At 59.9% G+C, this 19,386-nt stretch carries 19 protein-coding genes; 9 read left to right on the top strand and 10 right to left on the bottom strand.

The genetic code is table 11. The features are described 5' to 3' along the window. The first annotated feature begins 27 nt into the window (after positions 1 to 27). The 4 genes from KQ659_RS06510 (at position 28) to KQ659_RS06525 (ending at position 4,001) form a co-directional block, all read left to right on the top strand. Entirely contained in the window at positions 28 to 915 is an 888-nt protein-coding gene (locus KQ659_RS06510) for a transketolase (RefSeq protein ID WP_216689593.1), read from the top strand. A gap of 147 nt (positions 916 to 1,062) precedes the next feature. Continuing rightward, positions 1,063 to 2,469: a vWA domain-containing protein gene (locus KQ659_RS06515; protein WP_226929863.1), complete on the top strand. Its 1,407-nt coding sequence runs from the start codon at positions 1,063 to 1,065 to the stop codon at positions 2,467 to 2,469. Between the two features lie 107 nt (positions 2,470 to 2,576). Then, positions 2,577 to 2,939 carry an endonuclease domain-containing protein gene (locus KQ659_RS06520; protein WP_216689591.1) on the top strand — a complete coding sequence of 121 codons (363 nt, stop codon included), beginning with the start codon at positions 2,577 to 2,579 and terminating at the stop codon, positions 2,937 to 2,939. Positions 2,940 to 3,044: 105 nt separating this feature from the next. Next, positions 3,045 to 4,001, top strand: a complete 957-nt coding sequence (locus KQ659_RS06525; protein ID WP_216689589.1) for a transketolase family protein — start codon at positions 3,045 to 3,047, stop codon at positions 3,999 to 4,001. 209 nt (positions 4,002 to 4,210) lie between these two features. Here the strand turns inward: KQ659_RS06525 and KQ659_RS06530 are convergent, their stop codons facing one another. The 3 genes from KQ659_RS06530 to KQ659_RS06540 form a co-directional block, all read right to left on the bottom strand. Then, the gene (locus KQ659_RS06530; protein ID WP_216689587.1) at positions 4,211 to 4,954 is read right to left on the bottom strand and encodes a PIN domain-containing protein; all 744 of its coding nucleotides are present in this window, start codon (positions 4,952 to 4,954) and stop codon (positions 4,211 to 4,213) included. A 139-nt stretch (positions 4,955 to 5,093) separates the two neighbouring features. Next, on the bottom strand, positions 5,094 to 6,179 hold the full coding sequence (locus KQ659_RS06535; protein ID WP_216689586.1) for a tyrosine-type recombinase/integrase: 1,086 nt from the start codon (positions 6,177 to 6,179) through the stop codon (positions 5,094 to 5,096). Between the two features lie 29 nt (positions 6,180 to 6,208). Then, positions 6,209 to 6,553 (bottom strand): single-stranded DNA-binding protein, encoded by a 345-nt coding sequence (locus KQ659_RS06540; RefSeq protein ID WP_216689585.1) that lies wholly within the window; start codon positions 6,551 to 6,553, stop codon positions 6,209 to 6,211. A 175-nt stretch (positions 6,554 to 6,728) separates the two neighbouring features. Between KQ659_RS06540 and KQ659_RS06545 the strand changes: the two genes are divergently transcribed. The 4 genes from KQ659_RS06545 (at position 6,729) to KQ659_RS06560 (ending at position 9,799) form a co-directional block, all read left to right on the top strand. Beyond that, positions 6,729 to 7,277, top strand: coding sequence for an RNA polymerase sigma factor (locus KQ659_RS06545; RefSeq protein WP_216689584.1), 549 nt, complete (start codon positions 6,729 to 6,731; stop codon positions 7,275 to 7,277). A 66-nt stretch (positions 7,278 to 7,343) separates the two neighbouring features. After that, entirely contained in the window at positions 7,344 to 7,811 is a 468-nt protein-coding gene (locus KQ659_RS06550; RefSeq protein ID WP_216689582.1) for a hypothetical protein, read from the top strand. 25 nt (positions 7,812 to 7,836) lie between these two features. Further along, positions 7,837 to 8,325, top strand: a complete 489-nt coding sequence (locus KQ659_RS06555; protein WP_216689580.1) for a hypothetical protein — start codon at positions 7,837 to 7,839, stop codon at positions 8,323 to 8,325. Positions 8,326 to 8,608: 283 nt separating this feature from the next. Next, positions 8,609 to 9,799, top strand: coding sequence for an aspartate aminotransferase family protein (locus KQ659_RS06560; RefSeq protein ID WP_216690736.1), 1,191 nt, complete (start codon positions 8,609 to 8,611; stop codon positions 9,797 to 9,799). A gap of 111 nt (positions 9,800 to 9,910) precedes the next feature. Here the strand turns inward: KQ659_RS06560 and KQ659_RS06565 are convergent, their stop codons facing one another. Continuing rightward, complete coding sequence (locus KQ659_RS06565; RefSeq protein WP_216689578.1) at positions 9,911 to 10,369, bottom strand: tellurite resistance TerB family protein; 459 nt, start codon at positions 10,367 to 10,369, stop codon at positions 9,911 to 9,913. Positions 10,370 to 10,601: 232 nt separating this feature from the next. On the opposite strand from KQ659_RS06565, the gene pfkA reads away from it, so the two are divergent. Further along, the gene (pfkA, locus tag KQ659_RS06570; protein ID WP_216689577.1) at positions 10,602 to 11,573 is read left to right on the top strand and encodes a 6-phosphofructokinase; all 972 of its coding nucleotides are present in this window, start codon (positions 10,602 to 10,604) and stop codon (positions 11,571 to 11,573) included. Between the two features lie 106 nt (positions 11,574 to 11,679). Here pfkA and miaA read toward each other — a convergent pair whose 3' ends face one another. The 6 genes from miaA to KQ659_RS06600 all read right to left on the bottom strand — a co-directional run bounded on the left by miaA (position 11,680) and on the right by KQ659_RS06600 (position 19,324). Beyond that, positions 11,680 to 12,591, bottom strand: coding sequence for a tRNA (adenosine(37)-N6)-dimethylallyltransferase MiaA (gene miaA, locus KQ659_RS06575; protein WP_216689575.1), 912 nt, complete (start codon positions 12,589 to 12,591; stop codon positions 11,680 to 11,682). Positions 12,592 to 12,751: 160 nt separating this feature from the next. Further along, entirely contained in the window at positions 12,752 to 14,716 is a 1,965-nt protein-coding gene (locus tag KQ659_RS06580; protein WP_216689573.1) for an OmpA family protein, read from the bottom strand. 181 nt (positions 14,717 to 14,897) lie between these two features. Then, on the bottom strand, positions 14,898 to 15,431 hold the full coding sequence (locus KQ659_RS06585; RefSeq protein WP_216689572.1) for a transposase: 534 nt from the start codon (positions 15,429 to 15,431) through the stop codon (positions 14,898 to 14,900). Positions 15,432 to 15,479: 48 nt separating this feature from the next. Further along, a complete protein-coding gene (locus KQ659_RS06590; protein WP_216689571.1) occupies positions 15,480 to 15,989 on the bottom strand; it encodes a hypothetical protein in 510 nt (169 codons plus the stop codon). A 362-nt stretch (positions 15,990 to 16,351) separates the two neighbouring features. Continuing rightward, on the bottom strand, positions 16,352 to 18,031 hold the full coding sequence (locus KQ659_RS06595; protein WP_216689570.1) for an amidase: 1,680 nt from the start codon (positions 18,029 to 18,031) through the stop codon (positions 16,352 to 16,354). 165 nt (positions 18,032 to 18,196) lie between these two features. Beyond that, on the bottom strand, positions 18,197 to 19,324 hold the full coding sequence (locus KQ659_RS06600; protein ID WP_216689568.1) for a glycosyltransferase: 1,128 nt from the start codon (positions 19,322 to 19,324) through the stop codon (positions 18,197 to 18,199). Between the last annotated feature and the right edge of the window lie 62 nt (positions 19,325 to 19,386).

Raw genomic sequence — 19,386 nt, forward strand, 5'->3', positions numbered from 1 at the left:
TACCCACCGAACCCAACTATTCCCGACATGGCCGATACCACCACCACCAAAACTGTTGAACAGCCCGAGAAATCAAACGAGGAGCTGAAGGAAATTGCCACCCAGGTGCGCCGCGACATCGTGCGCATGGTGCATGCCGTGAACTCGGGCCACCCCGGCGGCTCGCTCGGCATCACCGATTTGCTGGTCGCGCTTTACTTTAAAGTAATGAAGCACCACCCCGAGCCCTTCGATATGGACGGCAAGGACCAGGACCTGTTCTTCCTGTCCAACGGCCACACGTCGGCCACCATGTACTCGTGTTTGGCGCGTTCGGGCTACTTCCCCATCAGTGAGTTGAGCACGTTCCGCAAGCTCAACTCCCGCCTCCAGGGCCATCCCACTACCCACGAGGGCTTGCCGGGCATTCGGGTAGCCTCGGGCTCCCTGGGCCAGGGCCTGAGCGTGGCCTGCGGCGCGGCCCAGGCCAAAAAGATGAACGGCGACAAGCAGCGCGTGTTCGTGCTCATGGGCGACGGCGAGCTGGAGGAAGGCCAGAACTGGGAGGCCGCCCTCTACGCCAGCCACCACAAAATCGACAACCTCATCGCTATCGTGGACCGCAACGGCCAGCAGATTGATGGTTCAACCGACGAAATTGGTGGCCTGGGTGATATTGGTGAGAAGTTCAAAGCCTTCGGCTGGCACGTCATCGAAGGCGACGGCAACCACTTCGATGCCCTGATTCCCCTGCTCGAAAACTGCGTGGCCGCCACCGGCAAAGCCAGGCCCGTCATATTCGTAATGGATACGAAAATGGGCTTCGGCGTCGATTTCATGATGGACGGCCACAAGTGGCACGGCGTAGCACCGAACGATGCCCAGCTGGCCACCGCCCTCGATGAGCTGAAAACCGGGACGGAAGGCGACTACTAAATCACTGATTTTCGCTGATTAACCGAGATTTCGCTGATGTGGTCCTGCGCCTTACGTCAACCTCACCCCCCCGGCCCCCCTCTCCAAAAAAGAGGGGGGAGCTTTACGTTCCTGTTCAAGCAAAATCGTAAAGCTCCCCCCTCTTTTTTGGAGAGGGGGGCCGGGGGGGTGAGGTTGCGCCTGGCGGCGTTGCTGCTGCTGCTATGGAGCATTAACACCCACGCCCAGAACGCCCCCCTCGAAAAGCCCAAGGTCACCCGCATTCTTTTCCTGCTCGATGCCTCGGGCTCGATGATGGCCCCCTGGGAAGGCCAGCCCCGCTGGAACGTGGCCAAGCGCATGCTCAGCAAAATGGTGGACTCCCTCAACACCTATCCCAACTTGGAAATAGCCCTGCGCGTGTACGGCCACCAATATCCCAATGCCGAGAAAAACTGCGAAGACTCCCGGCTGGAAGTGCCTTTCGCTCCGCGCAACGCGGTGGCCATCAAGAAAAAGCTGACCGAGCTGAAAGCCCAGGGCAATACGCCCATCACGTACTCGCTGGAGCAGTCGGCCAACGATTTCCCCACCGATAAGTCCTCCCGCAACGTGCTGCTGTTGATTACGGACGGCCTCGAATCGTGCAATCGCGACCCCTGCGCGGCTTCCATCGCCCTGCAGCGCAAGCACGTTTTCCTCAAGCCCTTCGTCATCGGCATCGGGGCCGAGCGCGATTTCGGCAAGCAGCTCGAATGCCTCGGCCAGTACTACAACGCCGCCGAAGTCGCCACTTTCCGCACGGTGATGAACGACGTAATTGCCAAAACGCTGAGCAAAACCACCGTCTCGGTGAATCTCACCGACGCCAACGGCAAGCCCGTGGAAAGCAACGTGAACATGACCTTCGTGAACAACGTGACCGAGCAGCCGGAGTACAATTACGTGCACTACCGCGACGCCCAGGGCAAGGCCGATGTCGTCGATATCGACGCTCTCCAGAGCTACGACCTCGTGATAAACACGGTGCCGCCCGTGCGCCAGGCCAACATCCCCATCACGCCCGGCAAGGCCAACGTGCTCACTTACAAAACGCCTCAGGGCACGCTTTGGCTGCAAAACCCACCTCTCACACCCAACCCGTATGGTACCATCCGGGCGGTGGTGCGCAGCCCGGCGGGGGCCACCGTCACGGCCGGCACCTTCGGCACCCGCCAGAAACTGCTGGCCGGCAACTACGAAGTGGAAGCCCTGACCCTGCCGCGCACCGTGCGCCGCATCATTATCAAGCAAGGCCAGGAATACGCTTTCACCTACGATGCCCCCGGCACCCTCAATATTACCTCCGACCTGAAAGGCTACGGTAGTATCTATCAATTGAATGATGATGAGTCGCAAACCTGGATTTACGACTTGCCGCAAGGTGGCAGCAGCAAAATCAACCTACCCATGCAGCCGGGGGCATACCGGTTGGTATTTCGCACCAAAACCAGCATCGGCAGCAAGTTTACGGACGTGCGCAATTTTAGCATTCGGAGCGGGCAGACGACATCAGTAGCCATTTTCGGAAAATGACGTGAGAACGGAAAACTCCCCTCCCTACCAAGGAGGGGACATTTTCACAAAGTGAAAATTGGGGTGGTTGTAGGCGTTGAAGAATCGTTGAATCAAATGACAGCCCCATGACAACCCTCAACATCCTCCCCCACAAAAAAGAAGAACGCCGCACCCTCCGCAACAACCCAACCCCCGCCGAAGCCGTCCTCTGGAACCAATTGAAAAACGGCCAGTTGGCCAACCGCAAATTCCGCCGCCAGCACAGCATCGGCGAGTTCATTCTTGATTTCTACTGCCCGCAGGAAAAGCTTGCGGTTGAATTAGACGGTGCGGGCCATTTCACGGCATCCGGTAATTTGCATGATGCAGCGCGTACTGATTATTTGAATGCAGCGGGTATTCGGGTAATGCGGTTTGAGAATAAGTTAATTTGGTCGGCGCTGGATAGCGTGCTGCATTCCATTGAAAGTAGTTTTAGTGGGCGCTGACGTTTGCCGTTCAACGCCACAACCACCCCAGTTGAGCCTGCGGCTCAACGTCCCCTCCTTGGTAAGGAGGGGAGTTTGTTCTAACGAAACCTCCTTAATATACCCATGAAAGACTTCCCCTACACCGAATCCAAAGACACCCGTAGCGGCTTCGGCGCTGGCCTGGCCGAGCTGGGCACCACCCATCCCAACGTAGTCGCCCTCTGCGCCGACCTCACCGGCTCGCTCAAGATGGATGCCTTCAAAAAGGCCTTCCCCGAGCGGTTTTTCCAGGTCGGCATTGCCGAGGCCAACATGATGGGCGTGGCCGCCGGCATGACCATTGGCGGCAAAATCCCCTTCACGGGCACCTTTGCCAACTTCAGCACCGGCCGGGTGTATGACCAGATTCGCCAGAGCATTGCTTACTCCGGCAAGAACGTGAAAATCTGCGCCTCGCACGCCGGCCTCACGCTGGGCGAAGACGGCGCCACCCACCAGATTCTGGAAGACCTCGGCATGATGAAAATGCTGCCCGGCATGACCGTCATCAACCCCTGCGACTACAACCAGACCAAAGCCGCTACCCTCGCCATCGCCGACTACGAAGGCCCCGTGTACCTGCGCTTCGGCCGCCCCGTGGTGCCCAACTTCACGCCTGCCGACCAGAAATTCGAAATCGGCAAAGCCTGGGTAATGAACGAAGGCCCCGACGTGAGCATCTTCGCCACCGGCCACCTCGTCTGGAAAGCCGTGCTGGCCGGTAAGCTCCTGGCCGAAAAAGGCATCAACGCCGAAATCATCAACATCCATACCATCAAGCCGCTCGATGCCGAAGCCATCCTCGCCTCGGTGCGCAAAACCCGCTGCGTGGTCACCGCCGAAGAACACCAGATGAACGGCGGCCTCGGCGACAGCATCGCCCAGCTACTGGCTCGCGAAGAGCCCCTGCCCCTGGAAATGGTGGCCGTGCACGACAGCTTCGGCGAAAGCGGCACCCCCGACCAGCTGATGGAGAAATACGGCCTCACCGATGCCGCCATCGTGGAAGCCGTAGAAGCGGTGATGAAGCGGAAGAAGTAGGTTGACCGGATAAGTAAAAGCCCCCGTAGCACAAGTTGCTGCGGGGGCTTTTATTTTGTTGTCGCTAACGTTGAAGTGTTTATGAAGTTGTGGAACTTGAAAAACGTCAGTTTCAATAAACCACAAAAGCATAATAGCGATTTAAAGTCGAATGCTCATTCGTCCCGCCACAATTTTATAAACACACTGTTGTGTGCCGTTTTGGTCTGTCAAAAGAGACGTTTAAAATAAAAGTAAACAGCCTTCGAGTCGTACTTATCTTCTCCACGCCAATACTCTACAAAATCCCAGTCATGTCTCCCGGTTGTCGGTCTGTCATAACTCGTCGGGTTTAATATTTTACAGCAAGCTAGAATTTCCAGAAGGCTACTTCTTTCATCTTTTGATGATTTATAAACGTCTTTTAATCTATCACGTAGTTTGCTTGGATAGTCACCATCTGCGGATTGTTCTACTGTCCTTAATATTTTTCCGAAAATTATTAAGTCTTCTTCAATAGGTATGTCAATTTCAAGTTGGGAGAAAAGATTCAAGTCAAAGTAATTGTAAAGCGCTTGACGGTGCCTAACTCCACCCCATTTTATTCTCTCAAAATTCAAGACATTTAAATCTTCGTCAACATACTCATCTTGCAAATCCCAACTGTCACTTTTATCGCCATTAATAATTCTCAAAGCATTTGCATAGCTGGCAATTGCCGAGCGTAACTCAAATTGCTTTGTTCTTAAACTACATAAAAAGGCATTTGAAATGTCCTCTTTTGAAATCTTGTTTAGAAGTTTCGTAAGTCTTGCAACAAGTTCTGATTTGCTAATTGAAAATGGGTCAAACATAACACCTTTCGATTTTGCATAATCAAAGTCATTAGGTTTAGTCTTTCTATCGCCATCATCTATCCAGCCTCCAGAAGTCCAATAGGTTTTAAATAAAATATCCTTAGCTTTTTTGTCCACGAAATGTTTGTTTAAAAATGGCACACAACATTACGATTGCCGCAACCCGCAGTATTGGCAAGTTGCGTCAATCTGACCTTAGTGCGCAAGTAACTTGCGGGAAACTGGCTAAACCAGCGTGCTATACGCAACTCGCCGGCTATAATCCCAAGCTGTCGAGCGGAGAGGGCGGGCGGGCGCGTTGAGCGACATGGGTATAGATTTCGGTGGTTTTTATGCTGCTGTGGCCCAGCAAATCCTGGATGATGCGCGTGTCGGTGCCGGCTTCCATGAGGTGGGTGGCATAGGAGTGGCGCAGCATATGCAGCGAAATGGGGCGCTGGATGCCGGCCCGGCTGGCGGCCTGCTTCACTACCATTTGCAGGCTGCGCTCGCTGTAGGGCTCGCCGGGGTGCTGGCCTTCGAAGATAAACGTGATAGGGCGAAATTCCCGGAACTGTTCGCGGAGCAGGAGCAGCAAGGATTCGGGAAGCGGGAGGTCGCGGTCTTTTTTGCCTTTTCCGCCGCGCACGTACAGTGCCATGCGCTTGCTGTCGATGTCGGCGGGCGTGAGGGCCAGCACTTCACCTAAGCGCAGGCCCAGGCCATAAGCCAGCATGAGCATGGCGCGGTGCTTGCGGTTTTCGGTGCCTTGCAGCAGAGCCTTTACTTCTTCCTGGGCCAGCACTTTGGGGTTGGTCTGGGGCCTTTTGGGGCGCGGAATGCTGTAGTACTGCCGGGGCTGGCCCTCCACCTGCTCGTAGTAAAACTTGATGGCGTTGATGAGCAGGTTTTGGTACGTTTCGGAAATGCCTGCCGCTACGCGCCCGGCCAGATAGTCGAGCACATCCTGTTTGCTGAGGGCCAGCGGCAGCCGTGGGCCGCAATAAGCCAGGAAAAGTTGAAACGCGCTACGGTAATTTTTGAGGGTGTTGGGGCTGTAGCGTTTGAGGGCGATGAACTGGCAGTAGCGCGAAAGCAGCACCTCGTGCGGGGTGGGCGGGGGCAGCGCCACGGCCAGCGCCGGTGTGGGCGGCACCAGCAGCACCAGGCCCAGGTGCTGGCAGGCGGCCCGTACCCGCGCCACCAGCGCGGCATCGGCAGGCAGCACGTAGCCTTTGGCGGCGGGCTCGTAGCGAACGCCGGCGGCGAGCAGGGCGGTCCGCGTCGGCTCATTGGAGAAGGGGAAGAACACCAGAAACTCGGTGCGCGAGGGACGGAGGCGGAGTGAAACAGCAGCTTTCATAGGTAGCAGGCGGATGATGGAAGTTTGCGCTACTGGTCGCCGGGCTTTTTGTCCAACATCAGTACCTGTTCGCCAATTATTTCGGTCACGTAGTGGCGTAGGCCGGCGGGGTCGTCGTAGTGGCGGGTTTTCAGTTTTCCTTCGATATACACCAGGCTGCCCTTGCGCAGGTAGGCCTGGGCCAACTCGGCGAGCCCCCGCCACAGGACAATGGTGTGCCAGTCGGTGTTGGTGTGGGTCTGGCCACTTTTGTCGCGGTACGTTTCGGAAGTAGCCAGCGAAAATTTGGCCACGGGCACGTTGCCTTCCAGTACTTGTATTTCGGGGTCTTTACCCAGGTTGCCGATGAGGGTTACTTTGTTGAGGCCGCGCATAAAGTTGATGCATTAAGCGGAGTATGCTGCTTGCAGAGGCAAGAACGTCAGGAAGTTTGATTAGCCTGTTGCCGTTGAGCCGGTAATGCGCCCCCTTTTTATGCGGCTTCATTAAACGCGGCGCTTACTTTGCCCTCCAACCGCCACTTCACCGCCCACGCCCCGGCCTCCCCGCTTGGAAGACCACGAAATCCTCCTCAAGTTCCAGGACCCCGCCAGCCGCAACCTGGCGTTCAACCAGCTCGTGCGCAAGTACCAGAGCAAGGTGTACTGGCACGTGCGCAAAATGGTGGTGGACCACGACGATGCCGACGACCTCACCCAGGACGTATTCATTAAGGTCTGGAAGCACCTCGAGAACTTCCGACAGGATGCCCAGCTTTTCACCTGGATTTACCGCATTGCCACCAACGAGTGCCTGAATTTCCTGAGCAGCAAGCGGCGCAAGTTCCTGCTGCCGCTCACGGATGTGGGAGCTGAGCTGGCCGCCAAAATGGAAGCCGACCCCGCCATGGCCGGCGATGCCATTGAGCTGAAGCTCCAGCAAGCCATTCTGCGCCTGCCCGACAAGCAGCGCCTCGTATTCAACCTGCGCTACTACGACGAGATGCCCTACGAGCAAATGGCCGAGGTAACCGGCACCAGCGTGGGCGCGCTCAAAGCCAGCTACCACCACGCCGTGAAAAAAGTGGAGGACTACGTGACCCGCAACACTGACGAATAGCCCGGCCCCAGCACAATTTTTTATTCGCGGAATTAAACGCCGCCCCCTGTTCCTCATCCAACCAACATGAAACCTACTTTCAAGCTAGATGCGCACCCTCGGCGGCCCCGCCCGCTGCTGAGCGAGCCGCCCGCTGGTTACTTCGACCACCTTCCGATGCAGATAATGGCCCGGCTGCCCCAGGCGGAGGCCCGCGAGGCGGCTGCCGGCTGGCGCTGGTTGGCTTTTCTGTCGCCGGCTTTGCGCACCAGTTTGGCCTCGGTGGCCGTACTGGGCGGCTTTGCGGCTTCGTTTTTCCTGAGCGGTACGCCGCCGCTGGTGCCGGCCACTGCCAGCACTGCCTCGCTCGATGCCGTGCCCCGTACCGAACTGGTGGGCTACCTGCTCACGAGCGGGGCCCGCGTCGAAAACTCCGACCTGGCCATCCTCACGGCCGCCAACCCCGGTTTGGCCAACGGTTTCCTGCACGCTTCGGAAGACGAGCTGAACGATGCCCTGGACGCGCAACCTTCCGAAGACGCTACGTATCTATAAATCCCTGAATTACCACTTTGCTATCATGTCCATTTTATCATCCACGTTTCGGTTATTGAGTCTGGCAGCATTACTGCTGGCCGTGGCACCTGCCGCGCATGCCCAGGGCGGCTTGGGTGGCGGCCGCAAGGGCCAGCGTTTGGGCCAGCTCGAAAATGCCAAAATTGCCTTTATCACCAACCGCGTGTCCCTCACGCAGGACCAGGCCCAGAAATTCTGGCCGCTTTACAACGAGTTTTCGACTCGCCGCCGCGAGCTCAACCGCAGTGGCCGCCTGTTGCGCCGCGACGTGACCGACGGCATGACTGACCCCGAAATCCGCGACAATTTCAACCAGGCCTTCGCCATGCGCCAGCAGGAATTGAACCTGGAAAAGGAGTACTTCGAGAAATTTCAAAAGGCAGTTTCGCTGCGCCAGGTGGCCCAGCTATTCCAGGCCGAGCGCGATTTCACCAAGGAAGTCATCAAGCGGGTGGCCGGGGCGGGTGGCCCGCCCGCCATTGACACCAACTAGATTCTTTTTCTTTCTGAGCTATGCCAAGAGGCCGCTGCCCCCGCAGCGGCCTCTTTATTTTTGTGGAATAATCGAAACCGGGTTTAGCTGGTTAGGTAAGGAGCCCTTGCCCGTCATGCTGAGCGCAGCCGAAGCATCTCTACCGCATTAGTAAATGAATTACTCATTGCGGTAGAGGTGCTTCGGTTGCGCTCAGCATGACGTTCAACCTACTTGCGCATCCACCCGCACCGAACCACAAAGAATACGTCCCAATCCGCTTAAATCCGATAAATCCGTGGTCCTGACACCCCGCCAATTATTCCTGCGCCACCAGGCCCAAACCTCCGATTTCCCGCTGCTGCTGGAAATTGAGCGGGCCGAAGGCGTGTACATGTACGGCCCCGACGGCCGCCGCTACCTCGACCTTATTTCGGGCATTGGCGTGAGCAACGTGGGCCACCGCCACCCGCGCGTGCTGGCCGGCATTCAGGCCCAGCTCGATAAGTACCTGCACCTGATGGTGTACGGCGAGCTGGTGCAGGCCGTGCCCGCGCAACTGGCCGAGGCCATCCACCAAACCCTGCCCGCGCACCTGGATTCGGTGTTTTTCACCAATTCCGGCACCGAGGCCATTGAGGGTGCGCTGAAGCTGGCCAAGCGCCACACCGGCCGCACCGAGCTCATTTCCTGCCTCAATGCCTACCACGGCTCCACGCACGGCGCGCTGTCCATCACTGGCTCCGAAGACTTCAAAAACAGCTTCCGGCCGCTGCTGCCCGACGTGCGCCACATCCGCCACAACGACTTTGCCGACCTGATGCTGATTACCGAGCGCACGGCCGCCGTCATCATCGAAACCGTGCAGGGCGAGGCCGGCGTGCGCGTGCCCTCCCTCTATTACCTGCCGGCGCTGCGCCGCCGCTGCCGGGAAGTGGGCGCCCTGCTCATCCTCGACGAAATTCAGTGCGGCTACGGCCGTACCGGTACCATGTGGGCCTTCGAGCAATTTGGCATCGAGCCCGATATATTAGTGTGCGCCAAGGGCATGGGCGGCGGCATGCCCATCGGGGCCTTCATTTCAAGCACCGAAATTATGTCGGGCTTCAAAACTAACCCCATTCTGGGGCATTGTACCACCTTTGGTGGGCACCCGGTGAGCTGCGCGGCCGCCCTGGCCACCCTGCAAGTGATGCAGGACGAAAAGCTGGCCGAAGGCGTGGCCGCCAAGGCGGCACGGTTCCGGGAGCAGCTGCGGCACCCGGCCATTCGGGACGTGCGCGGCTGCGGCCTGCTCATAGCCGTGGAATTCGATTCCTTCGCCGTGCTCAAGCCCATCATCGACTACGCCCTGGAGTACGAAAGCATCCTCACCGACTGGTTCCTGTTCTGCGATAACTCGTTGCGCTTGGCCCCGCCGCTCACCATCAGCGACGCGGAGATTGACGAAGCCTGCGCCGCGCTGCTGCGGGCCGTCGATGCGGTGGTGAAATAGTGAGTTGGTGAAATGGTGAGTTGGTGAACTAGTGAAGTGGTGAGTTTGGTGTTCTGCCTGCGCAAATCGCGCTGCTCAAACATCAAGCTCACCACTTCACTAGTTCACCAACTACACCACCACGTTGGGCCGGGGTAATTCGTTGTAATTCAGAAAAGAAGTGCTTTCTTCCTTGATGCGCTCCTGGGGCAGGCCATCTTTCACGCCCTGCGAAATCTTGCGCACCAGCACGCCCACAATGGCCTTGCGGAAGCCCAGCTTCTCGGCCATCATGATGCAGAAGTCCATCTCGGTATCGTCCACGATGCCATCGGCCAGCATCATATCCACGAGGTCAAAAATCTGGTCGAAACGCTCCGAATCGGTGGTAGGCAGGTCATTGCTGCTGCCTTTGGCACCCGACACCAACGCCTGCACTTCCGACGAGCTGATGCCGTTCTTCTTGCCTACCGCCAGGATGAAATTCATCTCCCGGGCATCGATATGGCCGTCGGCTTTAGCCAGTGCCGCGAGATTCAACAGGTGGCTCTTGATTTTTTTGGCCTGCTCATTTTCGAAAAAACCGAACATAAACGTGGGAAGTAAGAAGTGGGAGATGATTTTGGAAACGAAACTGCGACTTCAGGCGTAAGATACACGTAAAATCGGCTTATTGTTGTCAATTTATTATTCTGCTAAGTGAAATTACAATCGTTTCCATAACGCCAATTTCTACGCTTGGGTTGAGGGTTTGCATTCATTTCACCAACTTTGCGCGCTTTGGGTGCCATTTGCGCGCCCTGCTGCATTTATGACAGTTCAGATGAAGAGAATAGCAGTTTTCACAAGTGGGGGCGATTCGCCGGGCATGAATGCCGCCATCCGGGCCGTGGTGCGCACGGCTACGTACCACGGCATTGAGATATACGGCATTATGCGGGGCTACAGTGGCATGATTAAGGGCGAGTTCGTGCGTCTCGATTCGGCCTCGGTGTCCAACACGGTGCAGAAGGGCGGTACCATTCTGAAATCGGCCCGCAGCCAGAAATTTATGACCAAGGAAGGCCGCCAGCAGGCTTTCGACCAGCTGGTGAACAACGGCATTGAAGGCTTGGTAGCCATTGGCGGCAACGGTACCTTCACTGGGGCTATGATTTTTGAGGAGGAGTTCGGCATCCCCACGGTGGGCGCACCGGGCACCATCGACAACGACCTATACGGCACGGACTACACCATTGGTTACGACACGGCCGTGAATACGGCGCTGGAGTGCATCGATAAAATCCGGGATACGGCCGACTCGCACGACCGGTGCTTCTTTGTGGAGGTGATGGGCCGCGATTCGGGCTACATCGCCATTCCGTGCGCCATTGGCGGCGGGGCCGAAATCGTGATGATTCCGGAAACGCAAATGAGCGTGGATGTGGTGATTGAAACCCTGCAGACGGGTTGGAAGCGCTCCAAAACCTCGTTTATCGTCATTGTGGCCGAGGGCGAGGAAGAAGGCAATGCCACCACCACGGCTGCCCGCGTGAAGGAAGCCATCCCGCAGCTCGATACCCGCGTCACGGTTATCGGCCACATTCAGCGCGGCGGCTCACCCACGGCCGCCGACCGCCTGCTGGGCTCCCAAATCGGCATCGCCGCCGTGGAAGGCCTCATGAACGGCATGCGCAACGTAATGGCCGGTATTGTGGATAAGAAGCTGGTTTATACGCCGTTCACGGATACTATTAACAAGAAAAAAATCATCAACCAGAGCTTTATGCGGATGGTGGAGATTCTGAGCGTATAGTGTGTAGCGCGAAGCGCGAAGCGGCAGCTTCGCGGACGAACGAAGTGAGTGTTCAGCGTTTGAACTGCATACTCGCTGCGCTCGTCCGCGAAGCTGCCGCTTCGCGTTACATTTCTACCCACTGATACGCCGGGTCGCGCCGCAGCCAGCTCATTTGGCGCTTGGCGTAGTGGCGGGTGTTGCGTTGGAGCAGGCGCACGGCTTCGGGCCAGTCATAATCCCCATCCAGAAAACCGAAAATTTCCTGGTAGCCCACGGTTTGCAGGGCGTGGTGGTGGCGGTAGGGGAGCACCGATTTTACTTCGGCCAGTAGGCCGGCGGCCAGCATGTGCTCCACACGCAGGTTGATGCGCTGGTAGAGCGCTTCCCGCTCGCGGGTGAGCGCCACTTTCACGTTGCGAAAGAGCGGGTTTTCGGGCGGCGGGCCGGCGGTGTGGAAGCTGGAAAACGGCCGGCCCGTAGCACGGGTGATTTCCAGGGCGCGCACCACGCGCTGGGGGTTTTGCTGGTCGATGCGGGCGTGGGCCACGGGGTCGGTTTCGGCCAACTCGGCCACAAGGTGGGGGAGGCCGTGGGCGGCCAGCTCGGCGTGGAGCTGGGCGCGCACCTCGGGCGGCACGCCGGGCAGCTCATCCAGCCCATCGGTCACGGCCTGCACATAGAGCCCCGAGCCGCCGGTGAAGATGACGAGCGGGTGTTTTTGGAACAAGTTGCCGAGTACGGCCAGGCACTCGGTGGCGAAGCGGCCGGCGCTGTAATCCTCCGTGATGCTGTGGCTGTCGATGAAATGATGGGGTACACCCTGCATTTCGGTGTGCGTGGGCTTGGCCGTGCCAATGCTGAGCTCGCGGAAAAACTGGCGCGAGTCGGCCGACACAATTTCGGTGTGAAACTGCTGCGCCAGCTGCACGCACAGGGCCGTTTTGCCCACGGCTGTGGGGCCGGCAATGGTGAGCAGCACGGGGCGCGGGTCGGCGGCAGTAGGGGCCAGCTGGGCGAGGATTTCGGGAGGGAGCATGGGGTGAACGGGTGGATGGGCAAACAGCTATCATCTTTCGCAAGCTCAGGATGACAGGCAATGGAGTTGTTTAGAAAGTCACAAAAGGTCCCCGAACGGTCATGCAGCGCTGCGCGCTGCATGACCGTTTGAGTACTTTCTAAACAGCTTCAATTAATGATTACAGCCCCACGATGCGAAATTCGACGCGGCGGTTGAGGCGGCGGGTGGCTTCCTGCTCGTTGCTGGCAATGGGCTCGGCCCCGCCCAGGCCCAGGCCGGTGATGCGGGTGCCTGCCACGCCATGGTCGGCGAGGTAGGCTTTCACGGCGGCCACGCGCTGCTGGCTGAGCACTACGTTTTTTTCGGGCGGCCCCACGTTATCGGTGTGGCCGCGCAGCTCGATGGTGAGGCTGGGGTTGTCAATCATGAGCAGCACCAGCTTGTTGAGCGCGGTGGCCGACGAGGGCAACAGGGCTGCTTTGCCCTGCTCAAACTGCACAGTGGCCAGCTGCTGGGTGGCCCCCACGGCCAGCGGCCGGAGCAGGATGTCGCGCACCAGCGGACCGGGAGCAGCGGCCCAGGTGCTATCGGCGGGGAAATAGCCGGGGTGCTGGGCGTGGTATTGGTAGCTGCGGCCCGGCGCAGTAGTGTAGGTGAAGCTGCCCCGTACCGACAGCAGCACGGCCGTGCCCGCCTCATCGCGGTCGAGGCGCAGCTGGGCCTGCGGCAGGGGTAGCGAGGTGGTGGCATCCAGTACGCGGCCTTCCCAGGTGGCGGTGGTGGGCGTGGGTGGCGGCACGGCCGGGGCGGGTGGCACCACACCAAACAGGTTGCAGCCGGCCAGGTCGGTGTAGGTGCCGCCGCGCACGCGGGTGGCCTGGCGGCGCGCCAGGTCAACCTGATAAAGTCCGTGCGGTCCGGCTAGGTACATGCGGCGGCGGCCGGCGGCGTCGTTCTGCATCAGCAGGTCGCTGTAGCCGCCGCGCACGGGCAGGCCATCGAGCATAATGCGCTCGGGCGACGGCTGTTTGGTATTCATATTCACTTTCAGCAGCGAGCCATCGGTGCTGTACACCATGTACATGGTGCTGGCATCGTCGAGGCAGAAGTTGCCGTGCGTGCCCGCGCTGGCAAACCCGATGAGCGAATAATACGGGGCTTTGCGGATGGGGTCGGCGGCCCACACCACGCTCACGCGGCCCTCGTGGGGGCTCACGCGCACCAGCTGGTTGGCGTCGGAAGTCATGAAATACAGGTCGCCGTGGTCGTCGGTGGCGGCAGATATCCAAACGTTCTCGGGGCCTTGGGCGGGCAGCTGCCAGTCGGTGTAGGCCCCGCGCCGGGCGGCGGGGTCGTAGCGATATACGCGCTCGGGGGCGTTGGTGGGGGCTTTGGTAACGGAATACAGGCAGTTATCGAACCCCTTGGCCAGGGCGTAGGACTGAAACGGCAGCACCAGGCGGTGCGCTCTGGGCGTGGCCGTGGGGTTGGCCGTTGAAAACTCGTGAATGGTGCGGCAGTCATCTTCCCATTGCCCGTCGTGAAAGCGCAGGGCGGCGATGCCGTACATCTTGCCGTCGCAAATCTGGTCGGCGTAGCGGCGGCTGGGCCAGGGCGAGTTGGTAAAGGCAAACGACTTGACCAGCTGCCGGCCTTCGGCCAGATAGCGGCCGTCCTGTGCGGTGGCGGCCCGGTACTCTACCCGAAACTCGTAGCCGCCGCGCCACAGCTGCCGGCCCACTACGTGCGTGCGTGTGGCAGGGGCCGCTGGGGCGTAAGTATATTCATAGTCAATCTCATCGGTGGGGCCGTCGCTGTGCTGGTCGAGGCGCAGTACCTGCACGCGGTGCAGCCGCTGAATGCGCTGCCACACCGAATCGGGCCGGCCTGCGCCCAGCAGCCGCAGGTCGCGCCGGTCATCGGGCAGGGCCTGTTGGCTGACTTTTACCGTTGCGCCCCCAGCGGGCGCGCCGGCCGTGAACGTGGCCACCGGCCCGCCCACCGCCCGGGGCGGCACCCAGCCCCGCGCATACGCCAGCTGGTAGCGGGCCTGCGCGTTGGTGTACTGGGTGGCCGGCGGCGTGGGCTGCGCGCTCAGTATCAACCGGCAACTTAACAAGACCAGCAGCAGAAAAATCTTCATAGGCCGGAGCAACGGGGGATTTCGTCAGGTAATTAAACGCAAATTACCACCTGGCGCACCCGGTGCAGCGCTTACCCGGAAATACTGTCCAGAAACTGTTCCCAGGCTCGGCCCTGATTTTTGCAAATAAGTATTTATTTGCTCATTAAGTATTCAAGTGGTTTGCTCTACCCTATGATTATCAGGCAAGTATTTGATAATAAAATACTTGCCTGATAATCCAGTCCAACAACCGTTCAGCTAACTGATTGGCTGTTGTTTGTGCGCCCGTCGTCGGACGGGTGAGTTGGCGCACGATGTCCAAGCCGTGGCGGCTCAGGCTCGTGGCCCGGTACCCGTGTTTTTTGCGGGCGATGGGCTGGCGTCGGTCTGCGGCCTGCCCCACGGCCAGACAAAAGGCGTAGGCCAGACTGACCAGGGCCAGGAGCTTGCGCAGCTTGTGGTGGCAGGCCAAGTGGCTGTTTTCCAAGTGGAAGCCCCGGCCTTTCAGATTCTGAAAGCACTGCTCGATGGTCCAGCGCTTGGTGTAGCGCTGGCCCAACTGCTGCAAGCCCGAGGTGCCAAAGAGAAAAAGAAACTTGCCGCCGGCCAGCGCCTTGACCCACACCTGCCCCCACACCCCATCCACCTGGCGCTGGGCAAAGCGCCGGTGCTCCCCCTCGGCCAGCCCCAGGTCGGCAATGGCGGGGCGGTGGCCGTGCGCGTCGGTCAGCAAATGGTGTTTAGGCAGGCGTATGACGAAGTTCAGGCCGTTGTCCTTGAGTCACTTGAGCCATACATGGCCCACCAACTCACGGTCGCCCACGACCAGGCCGATATGCGCGCGGCCGAGCAAGGCCAGGCAGACCTCGAGCAGGGCGATGCGCTGGGCGGCGTTGGAGTTGCCGCTGCGGTTGTCGAGCAGTTCCCCGTACAACGGTACGTGAAACGCGCCCTGGCCCACGGTGACGAGCAGAATATTGACCTGACACCGGCCGAAATCCCATTCCGTGCACAGCCGCAGCTTGCCGGTGGCCGGCAACAGGCGGATAAAGAGCTGTGCCAGCACGAGATAGTCCAGGGTCACGAGGCGGAAAAAATGTTGAATCCGGGTCTCATTCGAGGCCGGTTTGGCCGCGTCGTTGAGGTGCTGGGCCACCTCGCAAAACGGCACGTTGCGGCTCTTTATCAAGCCAATAACGAACTGGGCGATGAACTTTTGCCGCGAGAGGTGGCCCACCAGGGGCACGTGCTGTAAAACGGTCGTAATTTTGGCGATGAGGCGTTGCTTCACGGGGTGGGAAGGGCTTTGAGGTGTTGGAACTGCAAAGGTCGGCCCACCCCGTTTTTATGCCCGGTAACCTGGGCCAGCAGCTATCCCCTGCTTAACTATATGTGAAGCAATGCCTTGTGAAAATCGTAGGGTAGAGTACATCGGGCCTATACCTACTACTATTAACAGCAAACAATCAGCAAATCAGCAAGCGTCTAGTAATAGACTAACAAAACCAAATGCTTTCAGTCCCAAATCAGGGCAAGTAGCCACAAAACAATGATTTCGGCGCGTAGTGCCACCCGTTAAGCCGGCAATGTATCCCTCAGCGCCGTCTTCCGTACAAAAAGCGGCCGTGGAGGCAGGGCAACCGGACTAATGGCTTATGGCATTGGCGGGTGCTTTTCGTCGAAATCGGTGGCGTCCTGGTAGGCCTTGGCAAGGGCCAGCAGGGTGCCTTCTTCGTAAAGCTGGCCCATGAAGGTGATAGTGGTGGGCAGGCCAGCGGCCGTGAAGCCGTTGGGCAGGGCGATGGCGGGCTGGCCGGTGAGGTTGGTGAGCACGAGGTTGGCGCTGAACGAGGGCGCGATGTAGCAGTCGAAGCCCTTGAGTTGGGCGTCCATCTGCTCAATAAGCAGGCTGCGCACGCGCTGGGCCTGCAGGTATTCCACGGCCGGAATGAAGCGGGCCGAGCGGAAGCCGTTGGGCCAGGCCGAACGGTTCTGGAGCACCATCTGGCCGTCGCGGCCCGAGCGGGTGAGGTCGTCGAACGCCGCCGCGCCCTCGGCCGTGAGCACGAAGCGTAGCGCGCCGGGCGAGATGGCCGGCAGCTCCAGCGGCACCAGCTCCACGCCCAGCTTGCGCAGCACGTCGAGGGTGGCCTGGTCGTTGGCCTTTGTGGGGTAGTTCTGGTCGAACGCGGCCTTGAGGTAGCCGACGCGCAGCTTTTTGATATTGGTGCCGAAGGCGTACTGGAAGCGGTTGGGGGCCAGCATAGTGGCGGGGTCGCGGGCATCGGGGCCGGCTGCGCACAGGGCGGCCAGCACAATGGCGCAGTCCTCGGCCGAGCGGGTGAGGGGGCCGGCTTTATCCATGGTCCAGCTCAGAGCCATGGCCCCGGCGCGGCTCACGCGGCCGTAGGTGGGGCGCAGGCCAGTTACGCCGCAGGCCGTGCTGGGGCTAATGATGGAGCCCAGTGTTTCGGTGCCTATGGCAAACGGCAGCAGCCCCGCCGCCACCGCCGAGGCCGAGCCCGCCGACGACCCGCTGGAGCCCTTGGTCACGTCCCAGGGCGTGCGGGTTTTCTCGCCAAACCACACGTCGCCCTGGGCCAGCTCGCCCAGCGTGAGCTTGGCGCACAGCACGGCTCCAGCGGCCCGCAGGCGCTCCACCACGGCCGCGTCCTCGTCCAGGGTTTGGTCTTTGTAAGGCACCGAGCCCCAGGTGGTTTTGTAGCCCTTGGCACTAAACAAATCCTTCACCCCGAAGGGAATGCCGTGCAGCGGCCCGCGGTATTTGCCGGCTTTAATTTCCTGGTCGGCCTGCCGGGCCTGTTGCAGGGCCAGGTCCTCGGTGAGGGTGATGACGCAGTGCAGGCGCGGGTCGTACTTCTTGAGGCGGGCCAGGAAGAAAGTGGTCAGCTCCTCGGACGTGACCTGCCGGGTGCGCAGCAGCTCGCTCAGCTGCCGTACGGTGTAAAAGGCCAGGTCGTCGCGGTTGGCGGGCAGCTTTACCTTGGCGGTTTCGGGCAGCTTGCCGGCGTTGGTGGTGGCGGCGGCCAACTGCGCCTGCCGCATCCGCAGCGGGCGCGGGTCGAATACTACGGATGGTGCCACGCTGTTTGGCAGCGGGATTTTGCGCAGGGCTTCGTAGCTGTCGCGGTAGCCCGTGAGGTTGCGGCGGGTCGAATCGAGCTGGGCGTCGTTGAAATTCAACCCGAAAACCTGCTGCGCGGCGCGCAGAATGGGTACCGTAATTTCATCGGGGGCAGTGGGACGGGCCACAAAGGCCCCGGCCACAAAGCAAGCGCCGCCGAGCAGCAGCGAGGGAAAAAGTTTTTTCATGCAAAACGAAGCTAAGAATACGTCTGGTTTAAATCTATTGTGCTGCTGGAACGGTGTAGAGACGCATCTTTGCGTCTCATCGTCCGCGCCGTGTGGCTGAAATCATTCACCTACGAGACGCAAAGATGCGTCTCTACACCATTCACCCGCTAACTCAAAAAGCCTCTAAAGAAACAAACCAGCAAACAGTTTCAGCAGCACTTGTTCTTCGTGCTGCCAGCTGAGCTGGGGGGCGGCGCGGCGGCAGTTTTCGGCCAGGTGCTGGTAGCGGGCGGGCTCGTCGCGCAGCAGGCGGTTGAGGGCGGCGGCCAATGTAGCGGGTTCCAGGTCGCTCACCAGCTCGGCCATGTCGAACTGGTCGTTGAGGGCGCGGTACTCGGGGAAGTCGATGAGCACCTGCGGGATGCCGGCGTGCACGTAGTCGAAGAATTTATTGGCCAGCGAATAGTAGTAGCTCAGGCCGATATTTTCCAGCAGCATAATTCCCACGGCCGCGTGCCGCGTGACTTCGCGCAGCGCCCCCGGCAGCACGAAGCCGCGAAATTCAACCTTGCCGGAAACCAGCAGCCCCAGCCGCTCGGCCCGCCCACGCAGGGCGGCCGAAAGGTCACCTTCGCCGCAAATCACCAGCCGGCCCGCCACCTGTGGCATTGCATCAATCAGACTTTCCAGGCCCCGGCCCACGTTCAGCGCGCCTTGGTAGAGGATGTAGCCGCTGGGCGGCGCGGCAGTGGGCGTGGGCGGCAGCATCTCGTCGGTGCGCAGGCGGCTCACGTTGCGCACCACGGCGAAGGACCGGCCGTAGCGCTGCTCAAACACCCGCGCCAGGGCCGGGCCCACGGTGTAGGCCAGCCGGGTGCGCGGCACGATGAAGCCCTCGACCCAGCGCCAGAGGCGCTGCACGGCGGGCCGGGCCACCACCTCGGGCACTTCCGTAAATAGCTCGTGGGCATCGTACACGAAGGGCTGGCCGCCCAGCCGGGCGCGCAGCCACATGGGCAGCGCCGTGTCGAGGTCGCAGGCGCACCAGGCAGCGGCGCGCTGGCCCAGCAGGTAAAAAAACAGCCGCAGGTTGTATTCAAGGTAAAAAAACTTTCCCTTTTGAAACCAGCCCTGCAGCCGGTGCTGGTGGTAGGGCTGCGGCGTGAGCGGGGGCGAAGTAGGCCGCTGCCAGCCCACTAGCTGCACCCGGTAGCCGGCGGCGGCCAGGCTACCACAGATGCGCTGCATGCGCTGGTCGAAGCACAAATCGGTGGTGACGGTGAAAAGTAGCGGCTTGGTTGGGAGCGGCAATGGGGGAGTGGGGCAAGGGCTGGCCGTGCGGGCACGGCTGGGGTTATTTTATTTTGGTCAAA

The sequence above is a fragment of the Hymenobacter siberiensis genome (assembly GCF_018967865.2).
Classification (GTDB): Bacteria; Bacteroidota; Bacteroidia; order Cytophagales; family Hymenobacteraceae; genus Hymenobacter; species Hymenobacter siberiensis.